This window comes from Corynebacterium urealyticum DSM 7109, from assembly GCF_000069945.1.
GTDB lineage: Bacteria > Actinomycetota > Actinomycetes > Mycobacteriales > Mycobacteriaceae > Corynebacterium > Corynebacterium urealyticum.
Window position 1 is genome coordinate 1586990 of sequence record NC_010545.1, and the last position, 16585, is coordinate 1603574.

General features: G+C 65.0%; 15 protein-coding genes. 8 read left to right on the forward strand and 7 right to left on the reverse strand.

Annotated elements, in window-relative coordinates:
- The first annotated feature begins 54 nt into the window (after window positions 1-54).
- Window positions 55-1338, forward strand: coding sequence for a MalY/PatB family protein (locus tag CU_RS06775; protein WP_012360591.1), 1284 nt, complete (start codon window positions 55-57; stop codon window positions 1336-1338).
- 71 nt (window positions 1339-1409) lie between these two features.
- Entirely contained in the window at window positions 1410-3305 is a 1896-nt protein-coding gene (locus CU_RS06780) for an ABC transporter ATP-binding protein (protein WP_012360592.1), read from the forward strand.
- A 136-nt stretch (window positions 3306-3441) separates the two neighbouring features.
- On the opposite strand, the gene CU_RS10340 is transcribed toward CU_RS06780, so the two are convergent.
- Both CU_RS10340 and CU_RS06785 read right to left on the reverse strand, forming a co-directional pair.
- Complete coding sequence (locus CU_RS10340) at window positions 3442-3615, reverse strand: CsbD family protein (RefSeq protein ID WP_012360593.1); 174 nt, start codon at window positions 3613-3615, stop codon at window positions 3442-3444.
- A 77-nt stretch (window positions 3616-3692) separates the two neighbouring features.
- Window positions 3693-4544: a 3-hydroxybutyryl-CoA dehydrogenase gene (locus tag CU_RS06785; RefSeq protein WP_012360594.1), complete on the reverse strand. Its 852-nt coding sequence runs from the start codon at window positions 4542-4544 to the stop codon at window positions 3693-3695.
- A 149-nt stretch (window positions 4545-4693) separates the two neighbouring features.
- Between CU_RS06785 and CU_RS11040 the strand changes: the two genes are divergently transcribed.
- Both CU_RS11040 and CU_RS11045 read left to right on the forward strand, forming a co-directional pair.
- Window positions 4694-6190, forward strand: coding sequence for an SNF2-related protein (locus tag CU_RS11040; protein WP_269446312.1), 1497 nt, complete (start codon window positions 4694-4696; stop codon window positions 6188-6190).
- 73 nt (window positions 6191-6263) lie between these two features.
- Window positions 6264-7286, forward strand: a complete 1023-nt coding sequence (locus tag CU_RS11045; RefSeq protein WP_269446313.1) for a DEAD/DEAH box helicase — start codon at window positions 6264-6266, stop codon at window positions 7284-7286.
- 87 nt (window positions 7287-7373) lie between these two features.
- Here the strand turns inward: CU_RS11045 and CU_RS06795 are convergent, their stop codons facing one another.
- The 3 genes from CU_RS06795 to CU_RS06805 form a co-directional block, all read right to left on the reverse strand.
- The gene (locus tag CU_RS06795; RefSeq protein WP_012360597.1) at window positions 7374-8267 is read right to left on the reverse strand and encodes a hypothetical protein; all 894 of its coding nucleotides are present in this window, start codon (window positions 8265-8267) and stop codon (window positions 7374-7376) included.
- A 63-nt stretch (window positions 8268-8330) separates the two neighbouring features.
- Window positions 8331-9101, reverse strand: coding sequence for a serine hydrolase (locus CU_RS06800; protein ID WP_012360598.1), 771 nt, complete (start codon window positions 9099-9101; stop codon window positions 8331-8333).
- A 155-nt stretch (window positions 9102-9256) separates the two neighbouring features.
- The gene (locus CU_RS06805) at window positions 9257-9886 is read right to left on the reverse strand and encodes a metallophosphoesterase family protein (protein WP_012360599.1); all 630 of its coding nucleotides are present in this window, start codon (window positions 9884-9886) and stop codon (window positions 9257-9259) included.
- Window positions 9887-10032: 146 nt separating this feature from the next.
- On the opposite strand from CU_RS06805, the gene CU_RS06810 reads away from it, so the two are divergent.
- The gene (locus CU_RS06810) at window positions 10033-11082 is read left to right on the forward strand and encodes a bile acid:sodium symporter family protein (protein ID WP_231837628.1); all 1050 of its coding nucleotides are present in this window, start codon (window positions 10033-10035) and stop codon (window positions 11080-11082) included.
- 145 nt (window positions 11083-11227) lie between these two features.
- On the opposite strand, the gene lepA is transcribed toward CU_RS06810, so the two are convergent.
- Window positions 11228-13081 carry a translation elongation factor 4 gene (gene lepA, locus CU_RS06815; RefSeq protein ID WP_012360601.1) on the reverse strand — a complete coding sequence of 618 codons (1854 nt, stop codon included), beginning with the start codon at window positions 13079-13081 and terminating at the stop codon, window positions 11228-11230.
- 152 nt (window positions 13082-13233) lie between these two features.
- Here lepA and CU_RS06820 point away from each other — a divergent pair, with 152 nt between their 5' ends.
- The 3 genes from CU_RS06820 to CU_RS06830 all read left to right on the forward strand — a co-directional run bounded on the left by CU_RS06820 (window position 13234) and on the right by CU_RS06830 (window position 15489).
- Entirely contained in the window at window positions 13234-13803 is a 570-nt protein-coding gene (locus tag CU_RS06820) for a type II toxin-antitoxin system PemK/MazF family toxin (RefSeq protein WP_012360602.1), read from the forward strand.
- 236 nt (window positions 13804-14039) lie between these two features.
- The gene (gene rpsT, locus CU_RS06825; RefSeq protein ID WP_012360603.1) at window positions 14040-14303 is read left to right on the forward strand and encodes a 30S ribosomal protein S20; all 264 of its coding nucleotides are present in this window, start codon (window positions 14040-14042) and stop codon (window positions 14301-14303) included.
- 157 nt (window positions 14304-14460) lie between these two features.
- Window positions 14461-15489 (forward strand): ADP-ribosylglycohydrolase family protein, encoded by a 1029-nt coding sequence (locus tag CU_RS06830; RefSeq protein WP_012360604.1) that lies wholly within the window; start codon window positions 14461-14463, stop codon window positions 15487-15489.
- Window positions 15490-15580: 91 nt separating this feature from the next.
- Here the strand turns inward: CU_RS06830 and holA are convergent, their stop codons facing one another.
- Window positions 15581-16585, reverse strand: coding sequence for a DNA polymerase III subunit delta (gene holA, locus CU_RS06835; RefSeq protein WP_012360605.1), 1005 nt, complete (start codon window positions 16583-16585; stop codon window positions 15581-15583).

A 16585-nucleotide genomic window follows, 5' to 3' on the forward strand; every position in this document is an offset into this window, starting at 1 on the left:
CAGAACATAGACAGTGTTGTCTATACCCCCGTCCGGGCGCGTACACTGTTGCCCATGACTAGCCACAATTCCAGCTCCCTCGAATTGCCCGCCCTGGCTGAACTGCGCCGCCGCGGTACGAAGAAGTGGCGCGGCTACCCCGATGACGTCATCCCCATGTGGGTCGCGGAGTCTGACTTCCATACCTGCCCCGCCGTCGCCCGCGCCATCCAGGACTGCGTGGACCGCGAATATTTCGGCTACTCCGCCGACGACGTGGAGCTGCGAGAAGCACTCGCTGCATTCTACGAGCGCCGGTTCGGCTGGAGCTTCTCCCCCGACTGGGTTCGCACCGTCCCCGACGTGGTTAAGGGTGTGACGATTGCCGTCGAAGAGCTCACCCCCGCTGGCTCCGCGATCGTGCTGCCAGTTCCCGCCTATAACCCCTTCTTCGAGATCCCCGTCGTCACCGGCCGGCCCGCGATCGAAGTGGCTCTGACCCCGGAGGGCAGGTTCGACCTCGCGGCCCTGGAAGAGGTCTTCGCATCCGGCACCGCAAGCACACGCGGACGCGTCGTCGTCGGAAAGGAAGCGGGAAACAACGGACCGGCGGAAGAAGGAAACCCAGCCGCGCCGGCCGGGTCGCTGATCTTGTGCAGTCCCTATAATCCGCTCGGCCGGGTGTTCAGCAAGGAAGAACTGCGCGACGTCGTCGAGCTGGCGGCGAAGTACAACGTGCGGGTCATCTCCGACGAGATCCACGCCCCCATTGTCTATCCGGGACACCAGCACACCCCGGCCGCCTCGATCAGCGAGATCGCGGCGGAGAACACCATCACGGTCACCGCCACGTCGAAGGGGTGGAACACGGCTGGCCTGCGATGCGCCCAGATGATCCTGAGCTCCCCGCGCGACCGCGAGATCATGGCAGGAGTGCACAAGCTGCGCACCGGGGAGGCATCCACCATCGGGATCGCCGCCGCGACCGCCGCCTACAGCGACGAGTCCGGCTGGCTGGAGGAACAGGTCGACTACCTCAGCGGCAACCTCGACCTGATCGAACGCCGCCTGCCCGAGGTCCTGCCCGGCGCAACATTCCACCGACCGGAGGGGACCTACCTACTGTGGGTGGACGTCCGCGACGTCCCCGGGATTTATAAGGCGACGGACGGGAACAGCGAAACACCCCCGGACCCAGCGGAGCAGATCTTTAAGCGGGCGAAGGTGGCCTTCAACACCGGAGCCATCTACGGTGCCGGCGGTGACGGGCACGTGCGGATCAATTTTGCGACGTCTCGGGAGATCCTCACCGAGGCGCTGGACCGCATCGCCGCGGCAGGCTTTGGAGAGCGCGCCTAAAGCCTGTCTGCCCTCTTCGCTAGGCTTCTTGGTTGGTAAACCTCTAGCCCAACGAAGGAGCAAGCGAGTACATGATTGCCGCTTTCGGCAGGATCCTGCGATCCACGAAGGAGCTCATGCCCTTCTACGTGATCGTGATGATCTCGAGCATCCTCACCGCCGGCCTGGCGCTGGCCGCACCATTCCTGGTGAAAAACGCCACCGACACGATCGTGGCCTCGGTGCAAGGCGAGCTCTCCCGCGACACCGCGCTGCAGACCGTGATCTGGCTGGCCGTGGCCCTGCTCGGCGTGGAACTGGCCAGTAACCTGGTTCGCAATATCGGCGGCTGGTTCGGTGACGTGATGGCCACCCGGATGCGGCAGATCCTCTCCAACCGCTACTTTGCGAAACTGCTCAGCCTGCCTCAGAGCTACTACGACAAGCAGGTCACGGGCACCATCATCTCGCGATTGGACCGCTCGATCCTGGGGCTCACCCAGTTCCTGCAGTCCTTCGCCAATAACTTCTTCTCCATGCTGCTCACGGTCGCGCTGATCCTGGTGATCACCGCGATCTACTACTGGCCATTGGCCCTGCTGCTGGCCGTGATCTTCCCGATGTACCTGTGGCTCACCGCGCTAACGAGCCGAAAGTGGATCGTCTGGGAGAAGGAGAAAAACGAGCACATTGACACCGCCCAGGGCCGGTTCGCCGAGGTCATCGGCCAGGTGAAGGTAGTCAAGTCCTTCGTCACGGAGCTGCGCGAGCTGCGCATCTTCCAGAAGCACTTCGACGAGACCGTGCAGATCACCCGCGTGCAGTCCCGTTACTGGCACATGATGGACACCCTCCGCATGGGCGGGATGAACATCATCTTCTTCGCCATCTACCTCACCCTGTTCTGGCAGACGATCAGCGGGCGCTTCACCATCGGCGACATGGTCCTGCTCCTGCAGCTTGTGGTCATGGCCCGCCAGCCGGCCAGCATGATGAGCTGGCTGGTGGACACCGCCCAGCGCGCCGCCGCCGGTTCCCGCGAATACTTCGAAGCGATGGAGGAGCTGGAGGAGCCAACAACAGCACCCGCCTTGCAGCAAGCCTCTCGCCCAGGCGGCAGCATGCTCGTCGACCAGGAGGATGTGAACGCTGCTCTCGTCCCGCAGCTTTCAGCCCCGCAGTCGGGGCCGGTCTTCGAGTTCCGGGACGTGGATTTCGAGTACCTGCCCGGCGAGCCCGTCATTCACGATGTGAGTTTCAGCGCGCAGCGGGGCCAGACGGTGGCGCTGGTCGGCGAGTCCGGCGGCGGTAAATCCACCCTGGTGAACCTCCTGCTGGGCCTGTACCAGCCCACCGCTGGGACGCTCACCGTCTGCGGTGAGGACGTCTCGACGTTGAGCAGCGCGGAGCTGCGTTCCTCGGTGGGCGTGGTCTTCCAGGAGCCGGCGCTGTTCTCCGGCACGATCCGCGAGAACATCGCCTACGCCACCCCGTATGCCAGCCAGGCAGATATCGAGGATGCCGCCAAGCGTGCGAATGCGCACGAGTTCATCGTGGGCTTCACCGACGGCTACGACACGGTCATCGGAGAACGGGGCCTGCGGCTGTCCGGCGGCCAGAAGCAGCGCATCGCGGTAGCCCGAGCGATGCTGAAGGACGCCCCCGTGCTGGTATTGGATGAGGCCACCTCCGCGCTGGATACCAAGGCAGAGCGCGTGGTCCAGGCGGGCCTGGAACAACTGATGGAAGGGCGCACCACACTCGTGATTGCCCACCGGCTGTCGACGATCGCAAACGTGGACACCATCGTCACCCTGGACGAGGGCCGCGTCGACGAGGTTGGCTCCCCCGCGGAGCTGGCGACCTCCGGGGGTATCTACTCCGAACTGCTGAAGCTCACGGGCTCGACCTCGGCTGCTGACCGCGAGCGGTTGAAGCGCTTCGGTTTCTGGGAGGGCGAGCCGGAGGAGGAGCCCGCGGAGGGCTAAGCCCCCGGGCTGGCCGAGGAACTCAGGCAACGTGGCAACAAGAAAGGCTCCCACCGGAAAACCGGCTGGGAGCCTCAAAAATCTTCAGCCTAAGCGCCGGGGCTTATGCCCAGGGGCTTAAACGAGGGAAAATTCTTTACTTGTCGGTCGCGTCGTTGAAGACCTCAGCAGCCTTGTCCTTGACCTCGTTAGCCTTGTCCTGCAGATCGGACTTAGCCTGATCGATCTTGCCCTCAGCCTTGGTGGACTCGTCGCCCGTTGCGTCGCCGAAAGCTTCCTTTGCCTTGCCCTTGATGTCGTCGATAGACATGTGCTTCCTCCTAGAAGTTGGAATGTTCCGTTGCCCCTCCCACGATACAGAAAAACCGCGGGCGGCAGAGATAGTTTTTAGTACTCGTAGAAGCCCTTGCCGGACTTGCGGCCGAAGTGGCCGGCCTGCACCATGCGGCGCAGCAGCGGCGGGCAGGAGTAGGTCGGGTCGCCGAACTCCTCGAACATGACGTCCGCGATGAAGGCACAAGTGTCGAGACCAACCATGTCGGCCAGGGTCAGCGGGCCCATCGGGTGCGCGGCGCCCAGCTTCATGCCGGTGTCGATGTCTTCTGCGGTGGCCACGCCCTGCTCCACCATGCGGATCGCGGAGAGCATGTACGGCACCAGCAGGAAGTTCACGATGAAGCCGGAACGGTCCTTCGCACGGATGGCGGTCTTGCCCATCTTCTCGGTCGCGAAGGTCTGCGCCTTCTCCACGGCCTCCTCAGAGGTGGTCAGCGCCGGGATGACCTCCACGAGAGGCAGAACCGGAACCGGGTTGAAGAAGTGCAGGCCGAGCACGCGCTCCGGGTTCTTCGTCGCCGAGGCGATGGTTTGGATCGGCAGCGACGAGGTGTTGGAGCACAGCGGCGCGGTCTTGTCTTCGACGATCTCGTCGAGCTGCGCGAAGACGTCCTTCTTGATCTTCTCGTTCTCGACGATGGCCTCCATGACCATCTCGCGGTCCGCGAAGTCCTCCAGGTTGGTGGTGTAGCTCAGGCGGGACAGGGTGGCGTCCCGGTCCTCTGCGGAGAGCTTTCCGCGCTCCACGGCCTTGGCCAGGGACTTCTCGATGCGCTCCTTGCCTGCGTCGAGGGCCTCCTGCTTCAGCTCCCACACGAGGACGTCCGCGCCGGACTTCGCAGCAACCTCTGCGATTCCGGATCCCATGAGACCTGCTCCGACGATGCCTACTCGCTGCACCATGTGAAACCTCCGTTTTGTCGGTAGATAGTTATATTTTCCAGCATAGTGACGCAGGCTACATTTCGCCGTCATTTTCCCCTCTCCGTCGCCACTCCCCTCGCCTCATTTCGCCCCGGTCTGCCGACACGGGCGTTGATAGGATGTTCGGCGTGAATATCGACGGCCAGGAAGTCACAGCTCAACGCATCGATTCGCTCATCGACGGGCTGGTCGACGTGCGTTACCACTGGGAGGCCACCACGCAGCGGGTCAACCGGCTCCGCGAGGGTGGACCCGCCCCAACGCTGTGCTCCGAGGACTCCGCCCGACTCTTCGGGCTTGGGCAGAACCTCAGCACGGCCGCTTTCCTGCGCAACATCGCAGCAGGCCAGGCGCCGAGCATTCCCTGGAACGAGGTCAACTCCTCGCTGCAGACCGTGGGAGAAATCCCCACCCGCGACGAGCTGGAACAGCAGCGCCCGGAACTCAAGAAGCTCGCCGAATACCGGGGCCTGCGCCGCCTCTTCCGATCCCGCCCACAGGCCCAGATCGACACCTACCGCAGGTACGCCGCCATCGACGGCGCCACGGTTCACTCCATCCTGACCGGTGTGGACGCTGCCCTGGGTTCCACGGACCGCGGCCAGTTCCTGGGGATCGATCTCGCGACAATGCGCCCGGCGATCACCTCCGAACTGGAAAAGCTCACCGGATGGGAGGTGCACTGGCACCAGCCCGAGGATATCGATGTCCACCGGCAAGCACTCGCGCGGCTGGCGGAAGTCGAAGCCACCGAGAAATCACTGTTGGCCGAAGTCGAGAGCCAGCAGCGATCCCTGAAGACCAAGCTCGCGGACGCGGAGCTAAGGCAGACCGACATCCAGATCCTCGACCAACTCACGCCATCGACGTCCCTGCGCTTAGGCCCCCTGCAACACCTGAATCTGCTGGACATCGAGGCCGCCACCGTCAGTGACCTCACCCGATACGACGGCGTGGGGGAACAGACCGCTCGGCAGGCCATCGCCGCGGCGAAGCGCTACGCCGCCGAAATGCGTGCGGATCAGCCCGCGGTGATCGACTACCGGGATAAGGGCCCCTCCACCGCCTACGTCCGGGCACTGGCTGAGCTGCTCCAGTTCCGCGAGCAGCAACGCGAAACCCAGCTCGAAGGACCATTCCTGGCACTGCCGGAAGGCTTCGATGCCTACGCGCAGGGCGTCAGCGAATTCGCGCTGGCCCGCCCGGCCGATGGTCCGCGCCTGATCACGCAGGCAGAGCTCGCAAAGATCCCGGCCCGCGGTGCCCCGCTGTCCACGGAGCAGGCGTGGCACCTGTACGCCATCCGCGCGGCGGAGTTCCACGCCTTCGGCGACGACAAATCCGCCACCGCCGTGCCGGAGGACATCGCCAAGTCCATCGAGGAGATCACTCTCCGTGGCGTGCTGCACGCGAGCCTGCGCGGCTACCAGGACTTCGGGGCGAGGTACGCGCTTGCCCAGCGCAAGGTCCTGATCGGCGATGAGATGGGCCTGGGCAAAACCATGCAGGCTCTTGCGGTGTTCGCCCACCTCGCCGCCCGCGGCGAGAAGCACTTTCTAGTGGTCTGCCCGCCGAGCCTGCGCATCAACTGGGAGCGCGAGATCAAAAAAATTCACGGATCTTGATCCCCACATCATCGCCGGCCCGTACAAGGACGCCGCCTACGAGGCCTTCAGCAACCGGGGCGGGGTGGCCATCGTGGGCTTCCCCGAGGTGCGCGGGGACTCCACGGTCATGACCGGCGACCTTAACTACGGCGCGCTCGTCGTCGACGAAGCACACCGGGCGAAGAACCCCAAGTCCAAGCAAGCGCAGGGCGTACAGCAACTCACCGCACGGACGGACGTCGTCACCTACCTTTCCGGCACCCCGCTGGAAAACCGGGTGGCCGAGATGGAGACGCTGCTGGGTTACCTCGATCCCGAGCTAGCGCCCAAGCTCGAGAAGGCACGCAGGAGCGCGCGTGAGTTCCGCACCGTCGTCGCGCGCCGCTACCTGCGCCGCAACCAGAGCGACGTCCTCGCCGAGCTGCCACCGCTGACCGAGACGGAGGAATGGATCGAGGCCTTCGAGGCGGAGCGTGAGAAGTACAACGAGGCCGTCGAGGCGGGCAACTTCATGCAGATGCGGCAGAGCTTCAGCGGGCCGGGGTCCGCGAAGATGGAGCGCTTCGCCGAGCTGCTCACCGATGGCCTGGATGACGATAAGACGATCGTTTTCACGTACTTCCGCGGCGTGCTCGATCACCTCATGGACAGCCTCGGCGACCGAGCATTCGGCCCGATCGCGGGCGGGGTGAGCCACCAGGAACGCCAGCAGGCGGTGGATGACTTCACCGCAGCCGAGCCCGGCGCTGTGCTCGTCGCGCAGATCAACGCTGCCGGCGAGGGGTTGAATATCCAGGCGGCCAACCACGTGGTGCTCATCGAGCCGCAGCTCAACCCGGCGGTCGAGGCGCAAGCCATCGCGCGCGCCCACCGGATGGGCCAGATCAACCCGGTGGAGGTGCACCGGCTGCTCACCCCAGACTCCGTGGAGGAGCGACTGCACCTGCTGCTGGCAACCAAGCGGGAGCTCTTCGATTCCTATGCCCGCGACTCGGTGGCCGCCCAGCAGAATCCGGAGGCCATGGATATCACTGACCAGCAGGTCATGAGCGAGGTGCTCGCCGCCGAGAAGGAACGGATCAAGGAGCTTCGGGGCGAGACCCCGACGCTCTAAATCGCTCTAAGGCGTCCTGGGCCACTCTCAGCTTCTTAAGCTCGCCCAGGGGGCGCGCCGCAACGCCCCGCGGGCAGGCGCCGGATACTAGCCCAGCTGGTTCAGCAGGTCGTCGGCGCGGTTGCGCAGGTCCTGCTCGAGCTGGCTTGTGTCGGGCAGCTCAATGCCGCCGGTGCCGTTGCCCGGGTTATTGCCCTCCGGCGCGGGGTTGGTGTCCCCGCCCGGCTGGCCACCCGGACCCTGGTTATCGCGACCGCCGAGGCGATTGCGCAGATCATCCAGGCTGGGGCCGCGACTCGGCTCCTGCGTCTCCGGCGCTTCGGTGCTCGGCTCGGTGGTGACGGTGGTGGTTGTGGTCGTCGAGCTCGAGGTCTTGTCGTCCGCCGACTCGTCGGAGCGGTTATTCCACCACATGAACCCGCCGATCAGCAGGGCGATGACCAGCAGGATTCCCAGGATGGGCCCCACTGGGGTGCGCCGCTTGCCCTGGCCATTCTGCCCTTGGGCTCCGCCGCTGAACTGGGGGTTGCCGTGCTGCTGTGGCTGGCGCGGCGGGTAGCCATTCGGCGGCTGCTGATAGCCCTGCTGTGGGCCTGGCCCTTGCGGTCCGGGGTAGCCGGCACCGTAGCCCGGTGGCGGGCCCTGCTGATACTGCGGCTGATTGTGGCGATACTGAGGAGGCTGCCCGTTCTGGTAGTCCGGCTGCCCGGCCGCCCCGTGCGGCGGGTACTGCGCGGCCCCATAGCCCGAGGTGCCCGCTGCCCCGTCCGGAAGGTATTGAGTGTCGAACTGCCCCGTCGGGTCCTGATCCGCCCCACCCTGTGGGCGAATAATGCGCGTTGCATCATCGTTTCCGTCGAAACCGTCGCCGGCCTGGTCAAAGCCCCCGTCATTGACGCGGGGGAAGAATGAGGTCTCGGCGTCGTCGTCCTCAAAATCCCAATTGGGACGGCCGTTTCCGTTGTCGCGGTTATTGCTCACAGTCTGTTTCCTCCTTCAAGGGAAGAACCCTTTCTTGAGAAACCAGTCTAGGTGACGTGGGGCCTACCCGGAGTGCGGACGGGCGGACTTCACATCCGCCGTCTGCTTGGCAGGCCCACCCCAGGTGAAGGCGGCGGCGGTGTAGTTGGCGCCGTAGCTGGCGGAGCTCACCGCCGTCTGGCCGTAGTCGGACCAGCCCCACTTGGTGCCTTCGGCGCCCGGCAGCTGCGCGGTGCCCCAGTTCTGGCGGGTGCCGTCGCTGGCCACGGGGGCCGCCGTGCCCATCCAGAACAGCACCGGGGAGTTGGGGGTGTGCTTGCGCAGGTTATCGAGGAAGACCGCGGCGTCCGTCGCGCTCGTCAGCGAGGTGCCCCACTTATCCCCCGCCACGGTGCTCCACAGGCCATAGCGCTGGGCGGTCTTGGTGATCGCCTCCGGGTACTTCTTATAGAGCTGGTTGGCGGCGTCGTCGTCGGAGATGCGCAGCATCTTCTGGGTGAGGTACCAATCGCGGCCGGACTTATCCCCGGACTTCAGGACGTAGTCCGCGATGTACATCTTCATCACGGACAGCCCGGGGCGCGGTTCATCGGCGTTGCCGGTCTTCGCGATCCCCTTTGGGGTGACGACGGCCATCGTGGTCTCGGCAGGCACGTTGGTGATGTACTTGCCTAGATTTTCGGACGTCGCGGGCCACGCTGCGAGCGCTTCCTGCTTCGCCGCGTTCGTTGCACCAACCGGTCCTGCGACGGCCGAGACAGTGAGGCCCGCACCGAGGAGTACGGCTGCGAGCGAGCGTGCCGGTGTCGCGGCAGTGCGGATATTGAACTTCACTGTCTTCCCACCTTTTAAAACGTCCAGGGGTGCCCGAAGCAGGAGAAATGCAGCTTAGGGCATGAGGTTTTCGGATTAACCCTACCTTAGAGACCTCTCAGAGCAACGCAGGCCAGCAAATTTTGCTCAGCACAGGGCCTTGGCAATCTCAGCACTTAGGCCCGCCCGGAGGCCATCAGGGTCTCCATAAGCTCTTCCTTCACTACCGGCTTGAACCCCCAGGGATCGACGCCGACGTCTACCTGGCCGACACCGGTGATGGGGGTCGGCGAGTGGAGATGACCGTGCAGCATCCAGGGCACGTCCAGGCGCAGCTCGTCGTGGCGGGAACCACCCGGGATGTGGTCCTGGCCGGGGCGCGGGAAGTGATTGAGCCACACTGTGTGCCCCTCCCAGAGGAGGTTTTGCATCGACTGCACGGAGTCGAAGACCTCCAGGAAGCGGGGCTGGCGCAGGTAGGCGTGCGTGTGCAGGGGGTGGGTTGAGTCGTGGTTGCCGCTCACCAGGTGGAGGTAGACCCGCGGCATATCTTCCGCACGCAGCGCCGCCTGAAGCTTGTCGAGCGCCGCCTCCTCCTGAGGCTCCCAGCCGCTGGAGATATCTCCGAGGACCCACAGGTGATCGCCTTCGTTCAGAGCCTCGCGCAGGTTAGTAAGCAGGGTGTCGTCGTGCCGGGCCACCCCGGCCTCGTCCTCGCCGAAACCCCTAATGCCGGACACCAAGGGGTGCCCAAGATGCAGATCGCTCGTGAACCAGGTTGTGGACCCTTCTCCGCTGGCCAACATCGCGCACACCTCCCTTAATCCTCAAAAACATCGCGCCCATCTCATCGATGACGCGCTCTGTTCAACACTTTCATCCCAGCTTAGCCATGCTTAGCAAAAACCGCCCCATTTCACACTTTGGGAATCTAATCCCATATAGTGGTTTTATGACTCAGCACAACACCACCACGAACACCACCACCGTGGACGCCGAAGAGCGCTCGGCACGCATCGCCGTCTTCGCTTTCCCGGCGTTCATCCTGGCCGGCTCCGCCCTGGCCTTCTTCTCCCCCGGCACCTTCACCCCGCTGGCCCCGCACGTCTCCACGATGATCGCCATCATCATGCTGTGCATGGGGCTCACGCTGACCCTGCCGGACTTCAAGGAGATCCTGCGCCGCCCCTGGCCGATCTTCATCGGCGTCGTCGCCCAGTTCATCATCATGCCGCTGGGCGCGGTCGCGGTCGCCAAGCTGCTGGGGCTCAACCCGATGCTCGCCATCGGCCTGCTGATGCTGGGCTCCGTCCCCGGCGGCACCACCTCCAACGTGGTCGCCTACCTCGCGAAGGGCGACGTCGCCCTCTCCGTCGCCATGACTTCCGTGTCGACGATCCTGTCCCCCATCGCCACCCCGATCATCATGCTGCTGCTCGCCGGTGAGGAGACCCCGGTCGACGGCGCGAACATGGCCTGGTCCCTGGTCCAGACGGTGCTGCTGCCCGTCGTCGGCGGCCTGGTCATCCGCGTGATCTTCGACCGCTTCGTCACCGCGCTGCTGCCGATCCTGCCGTGGCTGTCCATCATCGCCATCGGTGGAGTGGTCTTCCCCGCTGTCGCGAAGTCCTCCGACACCCTCGCCCAGGTCGGCCTGCTCACCCTCATCGCGGTGATCCTGCACAACGCCATCGGCTACGGCCTGGGCTTCCTGGCAGCCAAGGTCTTCGGTTACCCACAGGCCGTCGCCCGCACCACCTCCATCGAGGTCGCCACCCAGTCCGCAGGCCTGTCCTCCGCGATGGCGGGCAAGTACTGGAGCCCCGAGGCTGCTATCCCGGGCGCGATCGCCGCGGTCTGGCACAACATCTCCGGTGCGATCTTCGCCTTCCTGGCCCGCCGCATCGACGCCAAGCGCGCGTCCCAGCCCACAGGCCAGGCCGCTGAGCAGCGCGCCGAGCAAGCCAGCCCAGCGAGTACCCCGACCCCAGTCGCAGACTAGAGTTCACAGACTAAAACTCACAGCTCCCGCTTCCCGCGTCCCGCGCGCCACCCTGGCACCCACGCGCAGGCCCCAGAGGAGGCTTCAATACACAACGACCCGGCTACGCCAAGATTGGCGGCCGGGTCGTCGTAACGGAAGGAAGCTAGTCCTCGCCCCCGGTGGACAGGGCAGCGACGAAGGCCTCCTGCGGCACCGAGACGGTACCGATGTTCTTCATGCGCTTCTTACCTTCCTTCTGCTTCTCCAGCAGCTTGCGCTTACGCGAGATGTCACCGCCGTAACACTTGGCGAGGACGTCCTTGCGCAACGCGCGGATGTTCTCACGCGCAATGATCTTCGAACCGATGGCAGCCTGGATCGGCACCTCAAACTGCTGGCGCGGGATCAGGTCCTTGAGCTTCACGGCCATCTTATTGCCGTAGTAGTGCGCATTCTCGCGGTGCACGATCGCGCTGAACGCATCCACCGGCTCGCCCTGCAGCAGGATATCCACCTTCACCAGATCAGCCTGCTCCTCGCCGGCCTCCTCGTAGTTCAGGGATGCGTAGCCCTTGGTGCGAGACTTCAGGGAATCGAAGAAATCGAAAATAATCTCGCCCAGCGGGATGCGGTAGCGCAGCTCCACGCGATCCTGGGAGAGGAAGTCCATATTCTTCATCTGGCCGCGCTTGGACTGGCACAGCTCCATGGTCCCGCCCAGGAAAGCCTCCGGCACGATGATCGTCATATCCACCATCGGCTCGTAAACCGCCTGCAGCTTGCCACCCGGCCAGTCGGACGGGTTGCGCACGAAGGTTTCGGTACCGTCCTCCTGGATCACGCGGTAGACCACGGACGGGGCAGTGGAGATCAGGTCCAGGCCGAACTCCCGCTCCAGGCGGGTGCGGGTGATCTCCATGTGCAGCAGGCCGAGGAAGCCACAGCGGAAACCGAAGCCCAGGGCGACGGAGGTCTCCGGCTCGAAGCTCAGGGAGGCGTCGTTAAGCTGCAGCTTCTCGATGGCCTCACGCAGTTCCGGGTACTGGTCCGCGGAGATCGGGAACAGGCCCGAGTAGACCATCGGCTTCGGCTCCGCGTAGCCCTGCAGCGGCTCGGTCGCGCCGTTGTGCGCCAGGGTGACGGTATCGCCAACCTTGGACTGGCGGACGTCCTTCACACCGGTGATGAGGTAGCCCACCTCGCCCACGCTGAGGCCCTTGGTCTTCGTCGGTCCCGGGGAGACGACGCCGATCTCGAGGGTGTCGTGCTCCGTGCCGGTAGACATCATCTTGTTCTTCTCGCGGTCGTTCAGGCGACCGTCCATCATGCGGACGTAGGTCACGACGCCACGGTAGGTGTCGTAGACCGAGTCGAAGATCAGCGCGCGTGCCGGTGCATCCGGGTCGCCCACCGGGTGCGGGACGAGCTCGCAGACCCGGTCCAGCAGCTCCGGCACGCCCTCGCCCGTCTTGCCCGAGACGCGCAGGACCTCCTCCGGCTCGCAGCCGATGATGTTCGCCAGCTCCTGGGAGTACTTCTCCGGGTCGGCCGCCGGGAGGTCGATCTTGTTCAGGACCGGGATGATCTCCAGGTCCTTATCCATCGCGAGGTAGAGGTTCGCCAGGGTCTGGGCCTCAATACCCTGGGCCGCATCGACCAACAGGATCGCACCCTCACAGGCCTCGAGGGCGCGGGAGACCTCGTAAGTGAAGTCCACGTGGCCCGGGGTATCGATGAGCTGGAGGACCAGCTGCTCCCCCTCGTGTGCACCGGACTTCGGCACCCACGGGATGCGAACGTTCTGCGCCTTAATGGTGATGCCGCGCTCCCGCTCCAACTCCATGTTGTCCAGGTAGCGGTCGCGCATATCGCGGTGTTCGATGACGCCGGAGAGGTCGAGGATGCGGTCCGCCAGCGTCGACTTCCCGTGGTCGATGTGCGCGATGATGCAGAAGTTTCGGATCCGCTCGGGCTCCGTAAACGTCTCGATGGCGTAGTTCTTCTGCTTGGCGCTCATGCCGTACTCCTCGACTCTCCTTCAAGCCACTTCTCCCCAGCACGGTGCGGGGGTAAATCGCTATCCAAACCCTACTATGTTCCGCGAATTGTGCACTATCGTCGCGCCTCGTTCCTAACGCCCCACCAGCCGGGCGCGATAAGATCAGCGCTATGCCCCTTTTCGACCGAACGCCACCGCAACCGAAGCAGCAGGACCGGCCTGGCCGGATCACCCGACTGCTCAACCGGCACTTCCGGCACTACGGGAACCTGGCCGAGGGGCTCGAGCTACTGAACTCCGAGCTGGGGCTCACGGAATCCGCCAACGTGAGGTACGTGCCGCCCGAGCCCACCGTCAAAACACCCACGCACGTGCACGCGCGCGCCACGATCTACGCACCAGACATGGACGGCCAGGCGGACCCCGGTGAGGTGGTGTGGGCAGACATTCGCCCCAACCGTGGGGCAGAGATCCAACGACGGGCCGTCCTCATCGTCGGACGTAACCACCACACGCTGCTGACCCTGCTGATCTCGTCGAACGAAGAGCACCGCAACCACGACAACTGGACCGCGATCGGGCCGGGCGCGTGGGACATGAACCGCAGCGAAAGCTGGGTGCGCCTCGACAAGATCCTCGAAATCCCGGAGTCACAGATCCTGCGGCGCGGGCTGCACATGCCGGAACGGCGCTACGACCGCATCGCTCAGCGGCTACGCGAAGGCTACGGCTGGCACTAATGGACCCCTCCGGGGGGATCCTCAAGCTTTCGCATCACTCTGGAAAAGGTGTCGCGCCAGTGTGGTTAGGTTTCGCGCCTAGCAGCTGCTAAAATCCCTCGAGTTCCCCATGGGGGATTCGGGCCACCGACCGCACGGGGCAGGACCTTGGGCATCGTGTGAGAGAACGTCGTTGGGCACACTCGGCCACCATGGTTTTCACGAACACTGATTTTTAAGGAAGAGGTAGCCAGCACATGGCAAACATCAAGCAGACCAAGAAGCGCGTTCTCACCAACGAGATCGCACGTCAGCGCAACAAGGCAGTCCGCTCCCGCCTGCGCACCGAGTCCCGCAAGTTCCACGCACTCGTGGAGGCCGGCGACAAGGATGCAGCCGAGAAGCAGATGCGCGTTGCTGCTCGTCTGTACGACAAGGCCGTCACCAAGGGCGTTCTGCACCGCAACAACGCGGCGAACAAGAAGTCCCGCATGGCCGCACACCTGAACGGCATGAAGTAAAATACGCCGTTTCAGGGGGACCGCGCAGCGCGGGGGTTTCTCCGCCGCGGGGTTCCACTAGAGTACGAAGGGATCGGTCATCCGGTCCCTTTTTGCTTTCCTGCGAAACCGCAATTTCGCACTCCTCTTTTTGAAAATCCAAGGAGCCACAAGTTCTATGAAGGAACGCTTCCGTTCGGCACTGTTCGGCACCGCGTTGGGGGACGCATGGGGCTTTCCTTATAACGCCGAGCCCCAGTCGGACAGCACCCCGCTGCCGGATCAGCTGAAGATCAGCGACGACACGCAGATGACGCTGGCGCTGACCGCCGCGATGCTGGCGATCGATGAGGGCGACATGGACCGCGACGAGGGCATGGAGACTATCGCCAGCCAGTTCATCGCGTACCGCCGGGACCCGGACTACCAGCGCTACCCGGGCGCGTCGAACACCGAGTCCCTGGATCGCCTGCTCGAACACGGCCCCAAGGAGTGGGACAAAGTATCCACCCACTCCCCTGGGTCGGGCGCAGTGCTGCGCTCCTCGGCCTCCGCGTTCCTTGGCCAGGGAGGCACCGGCGTGGGCTGGAGCGTGCTGCAGACGACGCTGACCCATGACTCCTGCCCGGCACGTGCGGCGGCAGCGGTTGTGGCGTGCGCGCTGCTCGCGGAGCCGGGTTCTGACCTACTGGACGTGGCCTCCGGGCTGGCGGGCGACCGCCACTTCGATGAGGACACGATCCTCACCGAGCAGGAGAAGTCGGACATCATCGAGGACCTGGAAAACGCGCTGATCACGGACCTGCCGGGACCGGATGTGCCACTCGTCGAGCTGGTGAACCGCGTGATCGAGGTACGCAAGGTGATCAGCCCCATGCTGGCCAGCGGCGACTTCGAGGAGCTCTACCGCGATGCGCACAAGTTCCTGAAGATTCTGGGGCGCGGCTGGGGCGCGGGTTCCGCTACCGCCTCCGCGCTGCTCCTGGCACAGCTGTATCTGGACAATGCTGAGCGCTACGCCCCGCAGGACTTCCTGCACGTCGCCGTGAGCTGGGAGGGTAACCGAAACTCCCGCGCCGCACTGACGGGCGCGCTGATCGGCGCGCACCTGGGGGATAATCGCTGGGAGGCGACCCGCGATTATGACTTCGGGTCCCGTTACGATCAGGCGATCCACTCCGGGGTCTGGGCCGGGTTCGGCGCCTAGTTCCCCGGTCGGGGGAGGCTCGCTCCCCGGGGGAGCGAGCGGCACACCATGGGTCGCGGGGTGGGGTTGGCCGGGGGCTAGGCCCAGGGCGCTAACGGCGGGCGATGAGCCCCGCGAGCTGTCGCACCGTGTCCTCCACCGCATATTCCGGGGCGGGCAGCTGCCCCTTCACCCCGGCATCCAGCTGCGCGACCAGCTGCACGCCCCGGGACACCGCCGCCGGGGGCCACTGCCTGGCCACCCGCAGCGTCTTCTCCAGCTTCCAGGGCGCCATCCCGAAGGCCGACGCGTCCCTGCGTGGGTCGATCCGTCCGGCACCGGCCACGCGCGCTACGTCTCGCATCGCGGTGGACAGCGCCGAGGCGATGAGAACCAGTGGCACGCCCAGCTGGATCGCCCGGCGCGCTGCGGCCACGGCCTCCCCCTGGCGGCCGGCCAGCACCAGGTCCGCGATATCGAAGCCGGTGACCTCCGCCTGCCCCTGGTAGTAGCGCTGCACAGCATCCGGGGTGACGTTCGCATCGGTGTCGGCGACCAGCTGGCTCACCGCACTCGCCAGCTCGCGCAGATCGGAGCCCACCGAGTCGAGCATGCGGTCCACGACCTCCGGGCCCACGCTCACCCCATAGGAACGGAACTCCTGCTCCACGAAGGACCGCCGCTCCCGGGGCCGGAGTGGCTCCGCCGGGAAGATCCGCACCCCGAGCTTCTGCCACTCGTTGACCAGCCGCTTATTGCGGCCCTTCCCGCTGTGCAGCAGGATCAGCACCACGCCATCAGCCGGGCTTTCGATGGCGGACTTCAGCAGCGCCACCGTCTCCTTCCCACAGTCCGCGACCCCGGAGATCACCACGATCCGGTCCTCTGCGAACAGCGAGGGGCTCAGCAGCTCGATGAGCTGCGGCTCGCTCAGGTTGGTGGCCTTGTGCAGCTCCACGGGTAGGTCTGGATTGCCCGCGTTCTTGCGAGCCGCGTGGACGATGGCGAAGCGTTGCCGCTCGGCGAGGAATTCCTCCGCGCCCACGATCATGTTGACCGCGGAGATCGCCGGGGGTTTCTTGCTCGCCTGTTCGCCACGTGCCATGCCCAAAATCAT

Coding starts and splice junctions, on each gene's coding strand:
- CU_RS06775 (WP_012360591.1), top strand. CDS start 55: ATGACTAGCCACAATTCCAGCTCCCTCGAATTGCCCGCCCTGGCTGAA.
- CU_RS06780 (WP_012360592.1), top strand. CDS start 1,410: ATGATTGCCGCTTTCGGCAGGATCCTGCGATCCACGAAGGAGCTCATG.
- CU_RS10340 (WP_012360593.1), bottom strand. CDS start 3,615: ATGTCTATCGACGACATCAAGGGCAAGGCAAAGGAAGCTTTCGGCGAC.
- CU_RS06785 (WP_012360594.1), bottom strand. CDS start 4,544: ATGGTGCAGCGAGTAGGCATCGTCGGAGCAGGTCTCATGGGATCCGGA.
- CU_RS06805 (WP_012360599.1), bottom strand. CDS start 9,886: ATGTTGGCCAGCGGAGAAGGGTCCACAACCTGGTTCACGAGCGATCTG.
- CU_RS06810 (WP_231837628.1), top strand. CDS start 10,033: ATGACTCAGCACAACACCACCACGAACACCACCACCGTGGACGCCGAA.
- lepA (WP_012360601.1), bottom strand. CDS start 13,081: ATGAGCGCCAAGCAGAAGAACTACGCCATCGAGACGTTTACGGAGCCC.
- CU_RS06820 (WP_012360602.1), top strand. CDS start 13,234: ATGCCCCTTTTCGACCGAACGCCACCGCAACCGAAGCAGCAGGACCGG.
- rpsT (WP_012360603.1), top strand. CDS start 14,040: ATGGCAAACATCAAGCAGACCAAGAAGCGCGTTCTCACCAACGAGATC.
- CU_RS06830 (WP_012360604.1), top strand. CDS start 14,461: ATGAAGGAACGCTTCCGTTCGGCACTGTTCGGCACCGCGTTGGGGGAC.
- holA (WP_012360605.1), bottom strand. CDS start 16,585: ATGATTTTGGGCATGGCACGTGGCGAACAGGCGAGCAAGAAACCCCCG.